Source organism: Pseudomonas sp. 5Vm1k, assembly GCF_056161485.1.
Window position 1 is genome coordinate 170,518 of sequence record NZ_JBSPCZ010000003.1, and the last position, 19,287, is coordinate 189,804.

The following is a 19,287-nucleotide window of genomic DNA, read 5'->3' on the forward strand; positions in this document are numbered from 1 at the left end:
ATAAGTGGATCCAGAAGTGAGATCTTTTTGATAAAAGTGCATGTCTAAATTTTTCATGGCTTTGAATTGCATGAAATTCGTTTTTTTCAAAAGGTGCTGGAGTATGACTTCTGACCGCTAGGTGTTCTTTGCGCTCTTTGTTAAGCCTCTCCCATAAGCGGAGATTTTTTGGCGAGTTTTTATCAAAAAAGCTGATTGGGGATATTTCTTCGGTATTGCCCCAAGGCAATCTTATCTTGGCAAATTGCATGACCCAGGAACGTCCAGTTGAGGGCGCTTGATCAGGTATTTTTCCGGACCTGAAAACGGTCTCTCCGTAATAGCAATTGCTGGTCATTTATCACTATCCTTGGGCTTGTGAGTTATTTCATCTGCCCAGTAAATCGAACCTTCATTTTCGAAGTTTGGTTTTTTGTGTGTTTCACGAAATGGCGTGCCATCCTTTGGCGGTGGTGCAGGAAAGTGCCATCGTTGATTTTTTTGTTCCAGTACACACTGCGCTCTCACTTGCCATTGTTGTGAGATGCCAGATGATCCTGTTACCAAATCGAAAGCGTAGTTTGGTGGTGTTTGGAAAAATAATTCCAAGCCTTGGGGTAGCAGTCTTTGCGCTTTAGGCGAGACGAATTGGCTATTGATCAGCTTCTTGAATGGCACTGTTTCACTTTTAATGCGTCCACCTTTGACTTCGAATGTATTGAGTCGGCAGTGGGCATTGATGTTGAGCGCACCCAGGTTTGAAATTAAGCCTGGTAAGTTACTGTCTATGCGAATGCAGGTGTTGGATGAGATCACTTGAAAAGGTGTCTTTGCGTGAATGTCATGTTTGGCATTGGGGATGAAATCGGGGTTGATGCCAATACTGATACGAATGTCTGCAAACAAACTGACGAGGTAGTAGAAGCCGCGTTGTGGATCTAGCAGGTGCGCATTGTCTGAATGAACTTGAGTGCCGAACGGACCATTGACCAGCCATTCTTCTATGGGCTTATCGGTCAGCCACCATGCCAGCCCTGCGCCGATTACGATCAATATCAGAGCTACCCAACCTGCCGGACCAAGACCAAGAAAATTGACTGTGCCAACAACCAGACCGCTGAGAGCGCTGATGGAGCCACCCATAGCCATCATTAGGTACGCCCAACTAGCGTCGTCACCCCATTTCCAAGTGTGCCAAGCGTCCATCAGACAAATTCCGGTGAATATTAGCCCGGTGGCTATCTGTGCGATAAGTCGTCCAGTGAATTTTTTTGCTAAGCTTTCGGCTATAGGCCCAGGGAGTCTTTCAGCTACTCCATCCGAAATAATAAATAGAACCTTGCGACCTGCCGCTAAAACTGTGTGATCTCCCGCCAGTTTTACCGTCAGCATTTCTAGTGCAATTGTGAGATCAAGTATTGCTCCCCCAGACCCGATAACTGCTCTTTCGATTCCTTTTTCTCTGGTGATCTGTTTGAAAGCATTGATCTCCGTCCTAACATTCCAAACCTCCAACATAAAAACCCCCGCCGCAAACGGCAACGAGTTCAACACCCGATAAACCCGGCTATTCCCCAACTCCCCAAGTTCATCCACACCCTTTTGCAACGCCCCTTTCACATTCGTGTTATCACCGACCCGCGCTTCAACATCCGCCTTATGCACCGCATTAATCCGCTGATTCAGCGCACTAAGACTCCGCGCCGTCGGATGTTCCACCGGCATCACCAGCAGTTTGTAATTGCCTATACGCGGGGCACTCGGCGTCTCAAACACATCAGCCGCATTCCCCACCTTCAACGGCCGCCCCTGAGCATCCAGATATTCCCCCATCACCCGCCGTGGCCGCTGATCCCCGGTCGGCACGTCGGACAAGCCAAAGACGTGATAGCGCTGCGGATCCGCATCGCGGCGATTGATGAAGTGCATTTCACCAAAGGTCTTGGGCATCAGACTGCGCAACAGTCCCACGCCAAGTCCATGCAGATAAGCGCTGGTGGGGGCGTGGGCGACCTGTGCCTTCACCGCGCTGCTGGCGGTTTCTAAAGAGCCCGCCAGATTTTCGTAAATGCTGACCAGCGTCCCGACCGCCGCTTTCGATTGGCCAGTCAGTGTGCTGTTCAGGCTGCCGCTGGCCAGTAATCCTTCCAGCAAGTGCCCGTCGAGGTGTTCGACCTGCGGGTAATAAGGCCCCGGGTCGGTTTCAAATACGGCGAGGTGTTTGGGGCGCAAACAACCATCGCCCTCGTTAACCGTTTTCTCGGTGGGCGGCACATAAGGCGCAGCCAATGCGGCTTCATCAACGGCCGGCCAAAGCATCCCGTGCAGCGGGTGTGTCGGGTCGTGAGCGATGTCGTTGAGCAGGGTCTGGCCGACGCTGGCCTGCGGGCTGTAGAGGCTCAAACCGGTCAGCGCATTGGTGACATCGCCATTGCGGGCCAGCGGATCGAGTTGCGCGGGCACAGTGGCGAGGCTGGCGAAAACCTGGCTGACGGCAAACAGCGCCGCCAGGTAATCAAAACCCTCCAGGCTCAAATGATCGGCGAGGGTTTGCTGGTTGACCGGTTGTTGCATGCACTCGGCAAGCAGCGACTGCGCCATGTTCAGTTGTTGCCAGAGCAGGGCGCGTTCAGCGGTGGCGGTGAAGCGGTTGATGTCGCGGCGACCGGCCTCCTTCACTTTGTCGAAGCTGGCGTGCAACGGGTTTTTCTGACCACCGATGGTCGCCGGCACGATCAGTTGCTGAACCATGACCGCGCTGGCGTGGTGTGGGTGCAGGCTGGCGCGCTCGGCATACAGCGTCAGCAGTTGCTGTTGTTGCTGGATCTGCGAAACCAGATGCCGTACGCGGTGGCGCGGGTCTTCAAGCAGCACGCCGCACACACGCCGTTGCCGAGCGGCTTCCAGCACGTCAACGACCGTGGGCTGGGGCTGCCAGAGATCGGCGTCATCGGCGTTCGGTGTTTTTCCTCGCAATTGATCCAGCAACGTGGCGAGGCAATCCGCCCAAGCGCTGCTTTCAAACGTTTCAGGTAACGCAGCTGTAGCGCCTTGCTCCCACTGATCCAGACAGGCCTCGGCTTCGGTTTTACGCTGCGCCGCGAATTGTCCCGAGAGGTCGCACACGTAGCGCCCGGGATGCTCCAGCACATATTCGAAACCGCTTTGGCGTGCCCGTTGCGTGGCGATCAGGCTGACGGGAAAGGCTCGTGCGGCGAGGTTGCGCCATGTGATGCTGGCCTTCGTCGCGGCATCGGACGCTTGTGCATCCCATAGGTTAAAACCACTGAAGGCTTCCAGCATCGCCGACCCATCGGGCTGCTGGTCAAAAAGCCGTTCGAACGTCTGGCTCTCGCACTGTAATGCGGGACTCTGACACCGCTGGGCGCGCAACTCTGGGTCTTCCTCCAGACGTTTCAGGCGTGCAGCGCTGAGCTGGATTTCGCTGAAACACAGTTGCACAGCTTCGGCAGGCAGATTGTTCCAGGTCGCGGGCAGCCAGATGTCGCTGAGATCGACACCACTGGCCTGTCGGTAATCGCTGCTGAATGCCTGATTCAGTCGATAAGCCTGTAGATCGATATCGCTAAAAGTCGTGAGTTCGTCGTCCTGCCGCACTTCCAGCTCCCGCCAGAGACGATCACGGTAAAACACGTAGACATAACCGCTGCGGCACAGCACCGGCGTGCCGAGGTCGTACTTGCTGCGAGTCCCGGGCAGCGCGACGAAAGGCAGGACCGGCACGATCTGATTCCACTGCGCTTCCAGTTGGCGCGGCGTGACACGCACGTCCTCCAGCAACGGCAGGCGAATGGGCGGGCCCTGGGTGGTGGCAATTTCCAGCCACAACTGGTGCTTGAGCTGTGCCGACCAATCCCACACAAATAGCTCACTGTGGACGCTGGTCGAACGCTCGGTTTCGCACGCGGCCTCATCGGTCAGGGCCTGGAGAGGTTCGACGCCCGAGTGATCGACGAGCAGCAGTCGCTGGTTCTTGGAATGTCCCGTGCCAATGACCTGGACAATCAGCTTGTCACGCTCGCAGCCGGGGCCGCTGGTTAACTTCCCGAGGCGCGTCATGACTCAGCCTGCGTGCAGTGAGCGCTCAGGAAGACGCTGATGTCTTCACTGTCGTCGATGCCCTGACTCAGCGCTTGTTCCAGCCAATGGCTGGCCTGCATAAAGGAGTGCTGGGGATGTTGCTGCCACCAGTGATAGAGAAACTGTTCATTGCGCTGGCGCGTCAGTGCCTCCTCCTGGGCGACGCTCAGCACCATCGCCCGGTGTGTCCATTCAATGCGCCAGTCGTTCGCGTGGAGATTGTCCAACCGCTGCCAGCCAGCTTCGCCTGTCGCTTGAGTGGCCCACGTCGCGCCGAACCAGCGAAGACAACTGATCGGGCCGAGCCACAGGCTGAGGTCTTGCGCGGTACACGCGGCAAAAAAATAGCTGGCGACAGTCGGGTTGCTGTAGCGCAACACGCCTTTGCGTTGCTGGTCGAAGTTGACGAACAGCATCTGGCGCAAGTGCGCGAGTACCGAGGGCGTGTCACACGTGCTTTCGATCAGCAGACCGGGCCATTGCACCGGGATTTGCTCGATCGCCTGGGTGAGCGTTGGCTGGTTGTTCAGCCGGACCAGCAGTGGGCTGTGCTCGGCGAAACCGTCGAGTGAAGTGCCGGCGAACAGCTTCTGGGTGTCGGGATGTGTCGCCAGGCGGTAGAGCGTTTCGAGCTGCGCAGCGGGGCGCTCCAGCAAAATCCATGTATTCATGAGCGATCTCCATAGCCTAGAGCTTTGCGGCATTGGCAGTCGCTCAGCGGGCAGTCCATCGGCGTTCCACCGCTGGGCATCTGGCAGAGTTCAATCAAGGCTTCGTCGCCGAGCAGTTGTTTGAGAAGGGCGGTTGAAAGCGTTTCGGCGAGTGCCGGCTCGCCCGCGTCGAGCGCCACTGGGGTGGCCGCCATCAACGGCATTGGCGAACCACCTTGCGTAACCGGCACGCTGCTGAAAATGCCTGCCGCATTGATCGTGATCCATCCGCCTTCGGCCTGGATCGTGACGCTGGCGCCGCCATCGATGACGATGTGTTGGCCGGCGCTGACGTGGACCTGCTGTTGAGCGCTCAACCGATGGCTGGTGGCGCGGATATGACGGTCGCCATGCACCGTCAGGTGGTCGTCTTGCCGGATTTCCGTCAATCGGTTGCCGTGGGTGATGCGCTGTTCTTCGGCGTGCAGTTCATGACGGGCGTTGCCGCCGACCACGATGCTGCGCTGGTTGTCGACTTGAATCCGTTCGTCGTTCAGCACGTGCTGTACGTAATCACGCTGGGCGCGGACGGATATTTCCTCGGCCCCTTTGCGATCTTCGATGCGCAGTTCGTTGAAGCCGGAGCCGCCAGGGCTGCTTTGGGTTCTGAAGGTGCTTCGGGTTTTCTCGGCGGGGAGGTCGAGCGGGGGCCGATTGGCGCCATTGGGCAGGCAGCCAACGATCAACGGTTTGTCCGGGTCGCCCTGATAAAAACCGACGATCACTTCCATGCCGACGCGGGGGATCAATACGCTGCCATAACGGTCGTGAGCCCAGCCGCTGGCGACGCGCACCCAGCAACTGGAGTGATCGTTGTGCTCGCCGTCGCGGTCCCAAGGAAACTGAACACGGACGCGGCCGTATTCGTCGCAGTGGATTTCTTCGCCGGGCGGACCGCAGACCACGGCGTGCTGGTAGCCGTTGATCGTGGTTTTGGGGTGAGCGAGCGAGGGCCTGAACGGGGTGTCCCACGGGGTCGCGAGAAAAGTGTTGCGGTAGCCTTGGGAAAAGTCATCGCTCGGGGCACTGGTGATCGACTCTTCAAGCACGCTCGGTTGTTTCCCGATGTGAATGACTTCGGTCAGCAACCACAAGTCGTTCCATTCCTGGCGCGGGTGGTCGATCAGGGGCAGGAAATGGCCACTGAGCAACATCGGCTGATCGCTGCGTCCGGTGGCTTGCCGATAATCGCTGCGGTGACGCTCAAGTGCTCGCCGAGCGCGGTCCTTGCCCTGTTCGCGGTCGGTGAAATGGCCGGGGAAGCCGTAGTCTTCGAGTTGCAGCGGCGAAGGATCTTTCGCACGGCTCTCCAATTGCAGTAAAGGCTTTTCGAAGTCGTAGTCGCGGCGGGTCACACCTGTGGGGCGGGTTTCCATGGCGAGGGTGAAGGCGTTGATCACCGGATCATCAGCGACCATCCCGCTGTCCTGCAGGTAGGCGGTGGGGCGGTGGAGTCTGGGGAATACTGTTTGATCATCGCCGAACACCAGCACGTGCCCCTCGCGGCGGTGTTCAAAGTGGTAATGCAGGCCTTCTTCTTCGCACAGTCGCTGCAGAAAATTCAGACAGCTCTCGCCGTACTGAACGCAGTAGTCCCGTGGGCGGTAATCGGTGCCGAGGGCGAAGCGGTAGCTATCACGGAGAATGCCGTGGCTTTCCAGGACCTGGGCGATGATCTGCGGCACGCTCAGTTTCTGGAATATTTTCTGGTCGAAACGGTGGCCCAGCCAGGCAAGGCTGGGCATCAGGCTGAGTTGGTAGTGGGTCAGGCGCTTGCCTGCATCGCCCTGGCCGACGCCGTAAACCTGGCCATGAATGCCGGCGCCGTGGCGGTCAAAACTGAGAAAAGCCATTCGATGCAGAAGGCTTTCCAGGTCCAGATCGGGACGTTCGCTAACCAATTTTAGATCAAAGCGAAAAGGTTGGCTGATGGCTTCCTTGCCGGTGAACTCAAGGACTCGCAGATCGTGGGCAAACCCCTCGATGTCCAGAAGGAAAGAGGCTTGGTTGGCAGGCCCGAACATCACACATCCCTAGTGCTGATTTAGAAGGGCGGGACTGTGAATGAGTGAATGCGGGGTTTATGCAGGGCAAGTCTGTTTCGAGTGTAGGAAGAGTCGTTTTGCTGGTTAGGGTTTTTCCTGGGGAAGGTTTCCCTCATTTGAGGCGGCCAAAACGGTATTGAAGCGCATTCAGTCCGCCAGGCGGGCTGCCGTGACAGCTTGATTACGTTATACTCGCCGGCTTTCAAAAGTTCGCCAACGAGTGCTGCCCGCCATGGAAATCAACCCGATCCTTAACAGTATCAAGGACCTGTCCGAGCGCTCCGAAACTATTCGGGGGTATCTTTGACTACGATCAAAAGCATGAGCGTCTGACTGAAGTCAATCGCGAGCTTGAAGATCCGGCAGTCTGGAACAACCCGTCGTATGCACAGGAACTGGGTCGCGAGCGCTCGCTGCTGGCTCAGATCGTCGAAACCCTCGACGAAATGCACACCGGTCTGGCCGATGCCAAAGACCTGCTGCTGATGTCCGCCGAAGAAGAAGACCAGGCTGCCGTCGATGACGTCGCTGCCGAAGTCGAACGTCTGCGCGAATCCCTGGAAAAACTCGAATTCCGTCGCATGTTCAGCGGTGAGATGGACGCCAATAACGCCTACCTGGACATTCAGGCCGGCTCCGGCGGTACCGAAGCCCAGGACTGGGCCAACATCCTGCTGCGCATGTACCTGCGCTGGGCTGACAAACGCGGTTTCGACGCGACCATCATGGAGCTGTCGGCCGGTGAAGTCGCCGGGATCAAGGGCGCTACGGTCCACATCAAGGGCGAATACGCCTTTGGCTGGTTGCGTACCGAGATCGGCGTTCACCGTCTGGTGCGCAAGAGCCCGTACGACTCCGGCAACCGCCGCCACACCTCGTTCTCGGCCGTGTTCGTGTCGCCGGAAATCGATGACAACATCGAAATCGACATCAACCCGTCGGACCTGCGCATCGACACCTACCGCTCCTCCGGTGCCGGTGGTCAGCACGTAAACACCACCGACTCGGCCGTACGTATCACCCACGTACCGTCCAACACCGTGGTCAGCTGCCAGAACGAACGCTCCCAGCACGCCAACAAAGACACCGCGATGAAAATGTTGCGGGCGCGCTTGTACGAGCAGGAAGTGCAGAAACGCAACGCCGCCTCCCAAGCCCTGGAAGACACCAAGTCGGACATCGGCTGGGGTCACCAGATTCGCTCTTACGTGCTTGATGCGTCGCGAATCAAGGATTTGCGCACTAACATCGAACGCAGTGACTGCGACAAGGTGCTCGACGGCGATATCGACGAATACCTGGTAGCCAGCTTGAAACAAGGGCTCTAAAGCACGCGCTACAGGATCTGCGGACACTCCGCGATCCTGTAGGAGCGAGGCTTGCCCGCGAACCCCGGCGAATGCCGGGGGCAACGAACCTGATGGAATATTTAAAGACATGAGCGACCTAGAACTCGACCCGCAAGCCCTGCAACAGGAAGAAAACTCCCTGATCGCCCTGCGCAAGGAAAAGCTGGCTGCCGAGCGCGCCAAGGGCAATGCCTTCCCGAACGACTTCCGCCGCGAAAACTACTGCGAAGACTTGCAGAAGCAATACGCGGACAAGACCAAGGAAGAGCTGGCAGAGGCTGCAATCCCGGTCAAGGTTGCCGGTCGCATCATGCTCAACCGTGGCTCGTTCATGGTGATCCAGGACATGACCGGGCGCATTCAGGTTTACGTCAACCGTAAAACCCTGTCCGAAGAAACCCTGGCCTCGGTGAAAACCTGGGACATGGGCGACATCATTGCCGCCGTTGGCACCCTGGCGCGTTCCGGCAAGGGCGACCTGTACGTCGAAATGACCGAAGTGCGTCTGCTGACCAAATCCCTGCGTCCGCTGCCGGACAAGCACCACGGCCTGACCGACACCGAGCAGCGCTACCGCCAGCGCTACGTTGACCTGATCGTCAACGAAGACGTGCGTCAGACCTTCCGCGTGCGTTCGCAAGTGATTGCGCACATCCGCAGCTTCCTGATGAAGCGCGACTTCCTTGAAGTCGAAACGCCGATGCTGCAAACCATTCCTGGCGGCGCGGCGGCCAAGCCTTTCGAGACTCACCACAACGCCCTGGACATGGAAATGTTCCTGCGTATCGCGCCGGAGCTGTACCTCAAGCGCCTGGTAGTCGGTGGTTTCGAGAAAGTCTTCGAGATCAACCGCAACTTCCGTAACGAAGGTGTTTCGACGCGTCACAACCCAGAATTCACCATGTTGGAGTTCTACCAGGCGTACGCCGACTACGAAGACAACATGGACCTGACCGAAGAACTGTTCCGCGAACTCGCGCAGCTGGTTCTGGGCAGCACCGACGTGCCTTACGGCGACAAGGTGTTCCACTTCGGCGAACCGTTCGTGCGTCTGTCGGTGTTCGACTCGATCCTCAAGTACAACCCTGAGCTGACCGCTGACGACCTGACCGACATCGACAAGGCCCGCGCCATCGCCAAGAAGGCCGGCGCCAAGGTGCTGGGCTTCGAAGGCCTGGGCAAGTTGCAGGTGATGATTTTCGAAGAGCTGGTCGAGCACAAGCTGGAACAGCCGCACTTCATTACCCAATACCCGTTCGAAGTGTCGCCGCTGGCCCGTCGCAACGATGACAACCCGAACGTCACCGACCGTTTCGAGCTGTTCATCGGCGGCCGCGAAATCGCCAACGCCTACTCCGAGTTGAACGACGCGGAAGACCAGGCCGAACGCTTCATGGCCCAGGTGGCCGACAAGGACGCCGGCGACGACGAAGCCATGCACTACGACGCCGACTTCGTTCGCGCGCTGGAGTACGGCATGCCGCCAACGGCTGGTGAAGGGATCGGCATCGACCGTCTGGTGATGTTGTTGACCAACTCACCGTCGATCCGCGACGTGATCCTGTTCCCGCACATGCGGCCGCAAGCGTAAACGTTTCAGTTAAAAAGCCGCCTAAAACAGGCGGCTTTTTATTGCCTGTCTGGTACAAACGTATCAATTGGTTACTTTTGACGTAAGAGGGGAACACCTGTCGTGAATCGTGCATTGGCTCAAGAAGGCGCAGCGGGTATCGCCACTGCGGTCGCTGAAAGTGTTCAGTACCAAGGCCGCAAGGCCAGCCGGCAGGGCAGCGAACAGCGTCGACAGGATATTCTCGATGCGGCCATGCGCATTGTCGTGCGCGATGGCGTGCGGGCGGTGCGGCACCGCGCCGTGGCGGCAGAGGCCGGTGTGCCGTTGTCGGCCACCACTTACTATTTCAAGGATATCGATGACCTGCTCACCGATACCTTCGCCCAATACGTCGAACGCAGCGCCGCTTACATGGGCAAGCTGTGGGCCAGCAACGAAGGCCTGCTGCGCGAGATGGTTGTCAGCGGCGATGGCAGCGCGGAATCGCGTTCGCAGTTGGCCGATGATATTGCGCGGCTGATGGCGGACTACGTCCACCGGCAACTGATCAATCGTCGAGAGCACTTGATGGCCGAGCAAGCCTTCCGCCAGGAAGCGCTGCTCAACCCGCGCCTGGCCCTGTTGGTGCGCTCCCATCAGCAAATTTTGTTGCAGGGCACCTGCCAGCTTTTCGAGGTATTGGGTTCCCGCGAGCCACAACAAGATGCCAAAGTGTTGACGGCCATTATCGGACGGATGGAATATCAGGGCCTGCTCAACGACGCCGAGCCTGCGAGCGAAGCCGAAATGCTCGGCATCCTCACGCGGTATATGCATTTGGTGCTCGCGTCGGTGTAAACGCGGATCCCCGTAGGAGCTGCCGAAGGCTGCGATCTTTTGATCTTGATCTTCGACGATGGTGAGCAGGTTGAAGATCAAAAGATCGCAGCCTTCGGCAGCGCCTACGAAAGCGGTGTGACAGTCGATGTAGATGTTGAAGGTTAAACCGCCTTCGCGAGCAAGCCCGCTCCCACATGGGGTCGGTGGCCACATGAGGTCTGCGTGTGTTCATAGGGAGTGTTGAATGAAAGCCTGGCGCGTCGTTGTGATCGCCTTGTCGTTCCTGCTGCTCAGTGGCTGTCTGGTGACCTTCAAGGACCCGCTGCCTTCGAGCGAACCCGCGCCCAAGGGATTACTCGGCAAATGGACCAGCACCAACGCCTGGGGCGAGCCGATGAATCTTGAACTGACGCGCCTCGGCGACAACCGCTATCAGGCGGTCAGCTACTTCAAGGCCAAGCCCCGTGAGCGCGAGGCCTATCCTTTCACGGTGTCCCGCCACGGCAATCGCTGGTATTTGTCGGCGCCAGTGCCAGCCAGATTCGGCGGGCATTTCACCATTGCCGGTTTCGAGCTCAACGAAAAGCATGAACTGGTGGTCTACAACCTCGACCTCGAGCAGATCAACCAGGCCCTGGGGCAAAAAGCCCTCAGCGGTGAAGGCTTCCAGACTGACGATGGCGATGGTGTATTGATCAACACTGACATGAACCAAGTCTTTGCTTACCTCGACGACCCGGCCAATTCCGATGTGTTCGTCGAAGCGGTGCGCTATCAGCGCCTGGCCAAAGCTAAAGTCAAATAAATCCAGCACCTAACGGTTTTTCTACAGGAGTTTCGGGTGGACGATTACCAGCAGACGATACGCATTTTGTCCGATCGCATAGTGCTGGCGCAGACGCCGATTCGCGTCCTTGATGCGGTCAAGTGGGACGACAACATCCGCAAGGGTTTCCTCAAGGCTAAGGGCAAGGAAATGCCGGCGGTGGACCGCGACTATTACCTGAACCGGCCGCTGTCCTTCGACTCCAGCAAGGTCAAACTGGAATTCCAGAATATCGAGCGCGACATCACCCGCCAGCTCGGCCAGTTCAACCCGGTCGGCCAGATCATGCGACGCATGTGCAAGGAATACCGGATGGTGGTGCGCATGCTCGAAGCGCGCGGCACTGAGGATTTCGGCCTGATTTCCCAAGAGTTGTACGGCGCCGCGTCCGACGCGTTCCACGCCGGCGACCCGACCCTGGCCGACCTTGGCCTGATGATGTCCGACTACCTGAACAACATCGATGGTCGTGGCGATCTGAAGGATGAGCCGAAAATCCTCACCGCCAAGGATGCCGTGCACCTGCTGCAAACCCGCCTGAACAAGGTGTTTGGCGAGGCCGAGGAAACCATTCGGGTGTTCGAATCCGACGGGATCGTCGCCGATGCAGCGGCGGGCGCCGACTACATCAAGATCCGCGCCGACGCGATGTTCAACGACCGCGATGTGCGCGCCCTGGAAGTCCATGAAGGGCTGGTGCACGTGGGCACGACCCTCAACGGCTTGAACCAGCCGATCTGCACCTTCCTGTCCAAGGGCCCGCCGTCGTCGACGGTGACTCAGGAAGGCCTGGCGATCCTGATGGAAATCATCACCTTCGCTTCTTACCCGAGCCGCTTGCGCAAACTGACCAACCGCACCCGTGCCATTCACATGGTCGAGGAGGGCGCTGACTTCCTGCAGGTGTTCGAGTTCTTCCGCGAGCAAGGCTTCGAGATGGCTGAAAGCTACGGCAACGCCAGTCGGGTTTTCCGTGGCTCGGTGCCGAATGGCCTGCCTTTTACCAAAGACTTGTCCTACCTCAAGGGCTTTATCATGGTTTACAACTACATTCAGTTGGCCGTGCGTAAAGGCAAGCTGGAGCAGATACCGCTGCTGTTTTGCGGCAAGACCACGCTGGAAGACATGCGGACCTTGCGCCAATTGGTAGACGAAGGCCTGGTGGTGGCACCCAAGTATCTGCCGGACCAGTTCCGCGACTTGAACGCACTGTCGGCGTGGATGTGCTTCTCCAACTTCCTCAATCACTTGAGCCTGGATCGGATCGAAGCGGATTACTCCAACATCTTGTAAGCACCACAATACCCCCTGTGGGAGCGGGCTTGCTCGCGAAAGCGGCTTAACATTCAACATTGATGTTGCCTGACACACCGCTTTCGCGAGCAAGCCCGCTCCCACAAGGGGGAATGAGTTCCAACCCAAATTTCTGCGAGGTTTCAACGGATGAGAATCCTCGGCATTGTCTGCCTGCTCCTGACCCTCGGCGGTTGTAGCTCGCTGCTGTTCTACCCCGAGCCCGGCCAACCGTTCACCCCGGACAAGGCCAAACTCGAATTTCGCGACCTCACCCTGACCACCGCCGATGGCCTGAAGCTGCACGGTTGGTGGCTGCCGGTGGCCAAAGGCGTCGAGGTCAAAGGCACCGTGCTGCACCTGCACGGCAATGGCGGCAACCTGTCTTATCACTTGGGCGGGAGCTGGTGGTTGCCGAAAGAGGGTTACCAAGTGTTGCTGGTGGACTACCGCGGTTATGGCCTGTCCGAAGGCAAACCGAGCCTGCCAGAGATTTATCAGGACATCGACGCGGCGTTCAAATGGCTCGACCAGGCGCCCGAGGTCAAGGGCAAGCCGTTGATCATTTTGGGCCAGAGCCTCGGCGGTTCGATGGCCGTGCATTACCTGGTCCAGCACCCGGAACGCCAGCCTCAAATCAAAGCATTGGTCCTCGACGGCGCGCCCGCCAGCTACCGCGATGTCGGCCGATTTGCCCTGACCAACTCGTGGCTGACCTGGCCGTTCCAGGTGCCGCTGTCGTGGCTGGTGCCGGACGGCGATAGCGCGATCAACTCCATGGCGCAGCTCAAAGACGTGCCAAAACTGATCTACCACAGCATCGACGACAACCTCGTGCCCCTTTCCAATGGCATTCGTCTGTATCAAGCTGCGCCGCCACCACGGGTGCTGCAACTGACCCGAGGCGGTCATGTGCAGACCTTCGCCGACCCGGTCTGGCGTCAGGTGATGCTGCGCTATCTCGAAGACCCGCAGCATTTCAACGGTCTGCGCCGCCTGGGTGAAGTCCCGAACTACCCGGTGCCGGTCAATTCAAAAGATGAACCACCAGAGAGTCCGCAATGAGTGAAGAACGTAACGCCATCCCGCTGATCATCACCGGTATCTGCACCATCCTCGGCACTGTCGGGGTGTTGTGGTACTACGGCTACCTGCACTTCGCCAAACCCGAGGATGCGTTGCTGCTCAACGAATTCACCATGCTCAAGACCGTGCCGGGTGAAGACTACAAAGTCGCTTTGGAGCCGGCGCCACAAGTGGCCCAGTGCGTCGATGGCGTGCTGGTGCTGTTCGACACCGAACAGAAAGGCCTGACCGGTGTGTTGATCAACGGCCAGAAAAAAGCGGTGCGTTGCATGGGCCAGGAAACCCCGCAGAAGCTCGAGCAGTAACCCCAATCCCGTGATCACCAACGATCTCCTGTGGGAGCGGGCTTGCTCGCGAAGGCGTAGTGTCAGTCGACATTGATAGTGGCTGACCCACCGCTTTCGCGAGCAAGCCCGCTCCCACAGGGTTAAGTGAACGCCCGACAAAAAGCCCCGCCTGATCAGATCAGGCGGGGCTTTTGTGTTTCAGCGTGACGCTTAGTTCGAGCTAACCGCCGAACGTGGCACCACTGGCTGGTTGTCGTTGGAAATGGTCACTTCCACTCGACGGTTCATCGCACGGCCCGACACGCTGCCGTTTTCGGCAACCGGGTATTCCTTGCCATAACCCTGAGCGACGATGCGCGCTGGATCAACGCCCATTTTCACCAGTGCCGTACGCACGGAATCGGCACGACGCTCGGACAGCGTCTGGTTGTGGCCAGCGCTACCGGTGCTGTCGGTGTAGCCTTCGACAATCACTTTACGGTCCGGGTTTTCCTGGAGGAATTGCGCCAGTTTGTTGATGTTCACCAGACCGCTGGATTTCAGGTCAGCACGGTCGGTTGCGAACAGCACGTCACCGAAGGTCACCAAGGTGCCGCGATCGGTTTGCTTGGCGTTCAAGCTGTCCTGCAGCTGCTTGATCTGCTGGTCACGGGCATCCAGACGCGCCTGGGCACGTTGGGCTGCGGCGTTTTTCAGATTGTTTTCAGCGGTGCGCAGGGCGATGGTCTGCTTGGCCACTTCCACGCGCTGGTTGGTCAGGTAAGCCAGTTGATCAACCTTGGCCTGGTCCTGTTTGTCCTGGTAAGCCTTGTCGGCCTTGTCCAGGTAATCACTGGCGTCTTTGGTCTCAAGGGCCGCGACTTTGCTGGCTTGCGGGTTGGCTTGCAGGCCGGAGTAGTTCACGCGGGCCTGTTCCAGGTTCGCATTCGGCGGGGTGGAGCAGGCAGCCAGGGCGACGCTTGCGGCCAGGAGAGCGGGGATCATCAATTGTTTACGCATAATGGTTCGTCCTTTCTATCGATAAGAGCTTCAGGCGTGTGGTCCGGATGCGCGCTTACTGCACAGTGCGCTGACTTTCCTGACGCAGTTCCTGAACACCTTTCTGGGAATCCTTCACAGCCTGTTCGGCTTTCATCGCCTGGGCCTTGCGTTCTGCTACACGAGCGTCCCACTCGGCTTGTTCGGCCAGAGTGCGGGCTTCGTCATACTTCTTGTCGTGCATGGCGATTTCGGCTTGTTTGAGTTTGTCCTGTGCGGACTTCATTTCCACGGCTGCGAACTCGGTACCACCGGCGCTGACAGCGCTGTTCACGGCGGACTGGGTCACAGCGTATTGCTCGGTCGGCGGGTTGCCAGCGCAACCGGCCAGTACGAAGGTGCTGCCGATCGCCAAGGCAGCCAGTTTCAGACCGCGCAGGTGGGTGAACGAGGATTTGGCAGTGCTGGTCGTCATGGTCTTCAACTCCATTGGATATCTCCTGAAAAACATCTAAATCCATCCTGGTGTAAGGAGCCGTAACCGTACTTTCAAAGCGTGATTTGAAACGGCCGTACCAGGCGTGGTTAATGGGTACGACCCGAGGCGTTTTTCAAAAGTTCAGAGAAGATGGCGTATTGCCTAAAAAAACTTTGACCGAGCGGACAAGGCTCTAGAACGGGAACTTTCGCGATGCGGGGCGGTATTCCCGGACATTTCAGGGCTCGGGATTACACCAATTTTGAGGGGATATGCAGGCCAATGTGGGAGCGGGCTTGCTCGCGAAGCGGTGTGTCAGTCGACATTTATTTCAACTGATACAACCTCTTCGCGAGCAAGCCCGCTCCCACAGGTTCGGTGTCAAATTCAATGTTTTTGTTTGTCGTCGCCAGCTGACAAATCATGCAAATGCCGACGGGACAACGCGAGGAAACGCGGGGTCGGGCCGACGTCTTCGTACAACGGATCGCCTTCTTCATCGGTGGCGACCACGGTCTGTCCTTTGACATACGGGAAGCTTGCTTCGAGTTCCTCCAGCGCCGCGCCGATCAGTTCGCCCAGCAGTTCTTCGGGATGCCGTTTCGGGTACATCTCGGTGATCGCTGCCAGCCGTGCGGCGGCTTCCACGTCCAGGTGAATCGCATAGCCAGTGTCAGTCAGGCGACCCTTGGCGTTTTCTTCCCAATGCTGGGCTAGCTCACGGATTTTCATAGTGACCTCATGGCGCACCTGCTCGTGGCAGGCAGGGTGAATGTCCGGCGATGGCTGCCGGTAAGCCGTTGTACGGCCTACTGTTGAGACTAGCTTTATCGCCTAAGGTTTAAAGTCCCTTCGTCGTTTGCTTGTAAGAAGCGCTTTACGACGGCACTCTCTACCTTCAATGCATGGCACTAAAGTCACCCGGATTTTTGCTGGAGAACTGCTGATGACTGATATTGATGCACGCTTGCGCGAGGACGTTCACCTGTTGGGTGAACTGTTGGGCAACACCATTCGTGAACAGTACGGGGACGGTTTTCTCGACAAGATCGAGCAGATCCGCAAAGGCGCCAAGGCCGACCGTCGTGGTTCGATGGACGCCGAACTGAGCGCCAGCCTCAACCAGTTGAGCGAAGACGAGTTGCTGCCGGTGGCGCGGGCGTTCAACCAGTTTCTCAACCTGGCCAATATCGCCGAGCAATATCAGCTGATTCACCGCCGCGAAGAGTCGCAGCCCGCGCCATTTGAAGCCCGGGTGCTGCCGGAACTGCTCGCGCGCCTGCGCGCCGAAGGCCACAGCGCCGAATCCCTGGCCCGGCAACTCGGTCGGCTGGAAATCGAATTGGTGCTGACCGCGCACCCGACCGAAGTCGCACGCCGCACGCTTATCCAGAAATACGACGCCATCGCCGCACAACTGGCCGCTCAGGATCACCGTGACCTGACCACCGCCGAACGCGAGCAGATCCAGGCGAAATTGCAGCGCCTGATCGCCGAAGCCTGGCACACCGAAGAAATCCGCCGCACCCGCCCGACGCCGGTTGACGAAGCCAAATGGGGCTTTGCGGTGATCGAGCATTCGCTGTGGCAAGCAATCCCCAATTACCTGCGCAAGGCCGACCAAGCGCTACACGCCGCGACGGGCCTGCGTTTGCCACTGGAGGCGGCGCCGATTCGTTTTGCGTCGTGGATGGGCGGCGACCGCGACGGCAACCCGAATGTCACGGCGTCCGTCACCCGCGAAGTGCTGTTGCTGGCGCGCTGGATGGCCGCTGACTTGTACTTGCGCGATGTCGATCACCTGGCCGCCGAGTTGTCGATGCAGCAGGCCAGCGAAGCGTTGAAAGCCAAGGCCGGCGACAGCGCCGAGCCTTATCGCGCGGTGCTCAAACAACTCCGTGAACGCCTGCGCGCGACTCGTAATTGGGCCCACGCTTCGTTGACGAAGACCACACCGGCACCGGCCGATGTGCTGCAAAACAACCGCGACCTGCTCGATCCGCTGGAGCTGTGTTTCAACTCGTTGCATGAGTGCGGCATGGGCGTGATCGCTGACGGTCCGCTGCTTGATTGCCTGCGTCGGGCGGTGACCTTCGGCTTGTTCCTGGTGCGCCTCGATGTGCGTCAGGATTCGTCCCGGCACACCGCCGCCATGACCGAAATCACTGACTATCTGGGACTCGGTCGCTACGAAGACTGGAGCGAGGAAGAGCGCATCGCCTTCCTGATGCGTGAACAGAACAACCGCCGACCCTTGTTGCCGGCGTATTTCAAACCGTCCGCCGACACTGCCGAAGTGTTGGCGACCTGCCGGGAAATTGCCGCAGCACCGGGGGCATCCCTCGGCTCTTACGTGATTTCCATGGCTGGCGCGGCTTCCGATGTGCTGGCCGTGCAATTGCTGCTGAAAGAGGCCGGCGTGCTGCGGCCAATGCGTGTGGTGCCGTTGTTCGAAACCCTCGCCGACCTCGATAACGCCGGCCCGGTGATTGAAAAACTGTTGCTGCTGCCGGGCTATCGCGCGCGCCTGCAAGGGCCACAGGAAGTGATGATCGGCTATTCCGACTCGGCCAAGGACGCCGGCACCACGGCGGCCGCCTGGGCGCAGTATCGGGCCCAGGAACGCTTGGTGGATATCTGCCGCGAACAACAAGTGGAATTGCTGTTGTTCCACGGTCGCGGTGGCACCGTGGGTCGTGGCGGCGGTCCGGCTCACGCGGCGATTCTGTCGCAGCCGCCAGGTTCGGTGGCCGGGCGTTTCCGCACCACCGAGCAGGGGGAAATGATCCGTTTCAAATTCGGCCTGCCGGACATCGCCGAGCAAAACCTCAATCTGTACTTAGCCGCGGTGCTCGAAGCGACCTTGCTCCCGCCACCACCGCCAGAGCCTGCGTGGCGCCATTTGATGGACGAATTGGCCGCCGACGGCGTCAAGGCTTACCGCGCCGTGGTGCGGGAAAATCCGCAGTTCGTTGAGTATTTCCGTCAGTCGACGCCGGAACAGGAACTCGGTCGTCTGCCGCTGGGCAGCCGCCCGGCCAAGCGTCGCGCCGGCGGGATTGAAAGCCTGCGCGCCATTCCGTGGATCTTCGGCTGGACCCAGACGCGCCTGATGCTGCCGGCCTGGCTAGGCTGGGAAGCGGCCCTGAGCAAGGCGCTGGAACGTGGCGAAGGTGAGTTGCTGGGTCAGATGCGCGAGCAATGGCCATTCTTCCGTACCCGCATCGACATGCTGGAAATGGTCCTGGCCAAGGCCGACGCGGACATCGCCCAGTCTTACGATGAACGGCTGGTGGAGCCCGATTTGCTTCCTTTGGGTGCGCATTTACGCGACCTATTGTCGCAGGCCTGCGCAGTGGTCCTTGGGCTGACCGGTCAGTCGCAGCTACTGGCACATAGCCCAGATACCCTGGAATTCATTCGCCTGCGCAACACCTACCTCGACCCGCTTCATCTATTGCAGGCCGAGTTGTTGGCCCGTTCGCGGCAACAGGAAGTGGCGCAGGGCAGCCCGGTAGAACAGGCGCTGCTGGTGTCTGTGGCGGGGATTGCCGCCGGTTTGCGAAATACCGGCTAAGGTTTTCCTCTTGGGTTCGGGCACTTGGCACTTGCGCCCGGTGCCTGTAGGCGAAGGGCCAAAAAGGTCTGGCAGGCGACAGTTAATGACGGGGTTGCGACTTGGGGTACCCCGTCCAAAGGTCACAACCGGCGCGGGTTTCTCCGACTTTCGGCGGCTTGTGTGGTCAGGGCCTGCTGTGTATCT

The 19,287-nt window shown here is 58.7% G+C and carries 14 protein-coding genes; 8 read left to right on the forward strand and 6 right to left on the reverse strand.

The window, feature by feature from the left end; translation table 11 throughout:
- Positions 1–333: 333 nt before the first annotated feature.
- Genes ACWIKB_RS07265 through ACWIKB_RS07275 form a run of 3 tightly spaced genes read right to left on the reverse strand, consistent with a single transcriptional unit; the run spans position 334 to position 6,814 of the window.
- Positions 334–4,059, reverse strand: a complete 3,726-nt coding sequence (locus ACWIKB_RS07265) for a toxin VasX (RefSeq protein WP_475265987.1) — start codon at positions 4,057–4,059, stop codon at positions 334–336.
- Positions 4,056–4,751 (reverse strand): DUF4123 domain-containing protein, encoded by a 696-nt coding sequence (locus tag ACWIKB_RS07270; protein ID WP_475265988.1) that lies wholly within the window; start codon positions 4,749–4,751, stop codon positions 4,056–4,058. The genes ACWIKB_RS07265 and ACWIKB_RS07270 overlap by 4 nt, the downstream gene beginning before the upstream one ends.
- Positions 4,748–6,814 carry a type VI secretion system Vgr family protein gene (locus ACWIKB_RS07275; RefSeq protein WP_475265989.1) on the reverse strand — a complete coding sequence of 689 codons (2,067 nt, stop codon included), beginning with the start codon at positions 6,812–6,814 and terminating at the stop codon, positions 4,748–4,750. Before ACWIKB_RS07275 ends, ACWIKB_RS07270 begins: the two co-directional genes overlap by 4 nt.
- A gap of 253 nt (positions 6,815–7,067) precedes the next feature.
- Here ACWIKB_RS07275 and prfB point away from each other — a divergent pair.
- The 7 genes from prfB to ACWIKB_RS07310 all read left to right on the forward strand — a co-directional run bounded on the left by prfB (position 7,068) and on the right by ACWIKB_RS07310 (position 14,086).
- Positions 7,068–8,163, forward strand: a protein-coding gene (prfB, locus tag ACWIKB_RS07280) for a peptide chain release factor 2 (RefSeq protein WP_259499802.1) whose coding sequence is annotated in 2 segments (ribosomal slippage) — positions 7,068–7,139 and positions 7,141–8,163 — 1,095 coding nt in all. Because the reading frame shifts where the segments join, the coding sequence is not laid out codon by codon here.
- A 109-nt stretch (positions 8,164–8,272) separates the two neighbouring features.
- Positions 8,273–9,775, forward strand: coding sequence for a lysine--tRNA ligase (gene lysS, locus ACWIKB_RS07285; RefSeq protein WP_475265990.1), 1,503 nt, complete (start codon positions 8,273–8,275; stop codon positions 9,773–9,775).
- Positions 9,776–9,877: 102 nt separating this feature from the next.
- Positions 9,878–10,594, forward strand: a complete 717-nt coding sequence (locus ACWIKB_RS07290; RefSeq protein WP_475265991.1) for a TetR/AcrR family transcriptional regulator — start codon at positions 9,878–9,880, stop codon at positions 10,592–10,594.
- Positions 10,595–10,820: 226 nt separating this feature from the next.
- Positions 10,821–11,381, forward strand: coding sequence for a hypothetical protein (locus ACWIKB_RS07295; RefSeq protein ID WP_475265992.1), 561 nt, complete (start codon positions 10,821–10,823; stop codon positions 11,379–11,381).
- Positions 11,382–11,417: 36 nt separating this feature from the next.
- Positions 11,418–12,695: a flavohemoglobin expression-modulating QEGLA motif protein gene (locus ACWIKB_RS07300; protein WP_475265993.1), complete on the forward strand. Its 1,278-nt coding sequence runs from the start codon at positions 11,418–11,420 to the stop codon at positions 12,693–12,695.
- 150 nt (positions 12,696–12,845) lie between these two features.
- Positions 12,846–13,760 (forward strand): alpha/beta hydrolase, encoded by a 915-nt coding sequence (locus ACWIKB_RS07305; RefSeq protein WP_475265994.1) that lies wholly within the window; start codon positions 12,846–12,848, stop codon positions 13,758–13,760.
- Positions 13,757–14,086, forward strand: a complete 330-nt coding sequence (locus tag ACWIKB_RS07310; RefSeq protein WP_475265995.1) for a hypothetical protein — start codon at positions 13,757–13,759, stop codon at positions 14,084–14,086. The genes ACWIKB_RS07305 and ACWIKB_RS07310 overlap by 4 nt, the downstream gene beginning before the upstream one ends.
- A gap of 192 nt (positions 14,087–14,278) precedes the next feature.
- Here ACWIKB_RS07310 and lptF read toward each other — a convergent pair whose 3' ends face one another.
- The 3 genes from lptF to ACWIKB_RS07325 all read right to left on the reverse strand — a co-directional run bounded on the left by lptF (position 14,279) and on the right by ACWIKB_RS07325 (position 16,256).
- Positions 14,279–15,067, reverse strand: coding sequence for a lipotoxin F family OmpA-related lipoprotein LptF (lptF, locus tag ACWIKB_RS07315; RefSeq protein WP_475265996.1), 789 nt, complete (start codon positions 15,065–15,067; stop codon positions 14,279–14,281).
- Positions 15,068–15,122: 55 nt separating this feature from the next.
- The gene (locus ACWIKB_RS07320) at positions 15,123–15,536 is read right to left on the reverse strand and encodes a DUF4398 domain-containing protein (RefSeq protein WP_475265997.1); all 414 of its coding nucleotides are present in this window, start codon (positions 15,534–15,536) and stop codon (positions 15,123–15,125) included.
- Between the two features lie 375 nt (positions 15,537–15,911).
- Entirely contained in the window at positions 15,912–16,256 is a 345-nt protein-coding gene (locus ACWIKB_RS07325) for a pilin assembly protein (protein WP_475265998.1), read from the reverse strand.
- 214 nt (positions 16,257–16,470) lie between these two features.
- On the opposite strand from ACWIKB_RS07325, the gene ppc reads away from it, so the two are divergent.
- The gene (gene ppc / locus ACWIKB_RS07330) at positions 16,471–19,101 is read left to right on the forward strand and encodes a phosphoenolpyruvate carboxylase (protein WP_475265999.1); all 2,631 of its coding nucleotides are present in this window, start codon (positions 16,471–16,473) and stop codon (positions 19,099–19,101) included.
- The last annotated feature ends 186 nt before the right edge of the window (positions 19,102–19,287 follow it).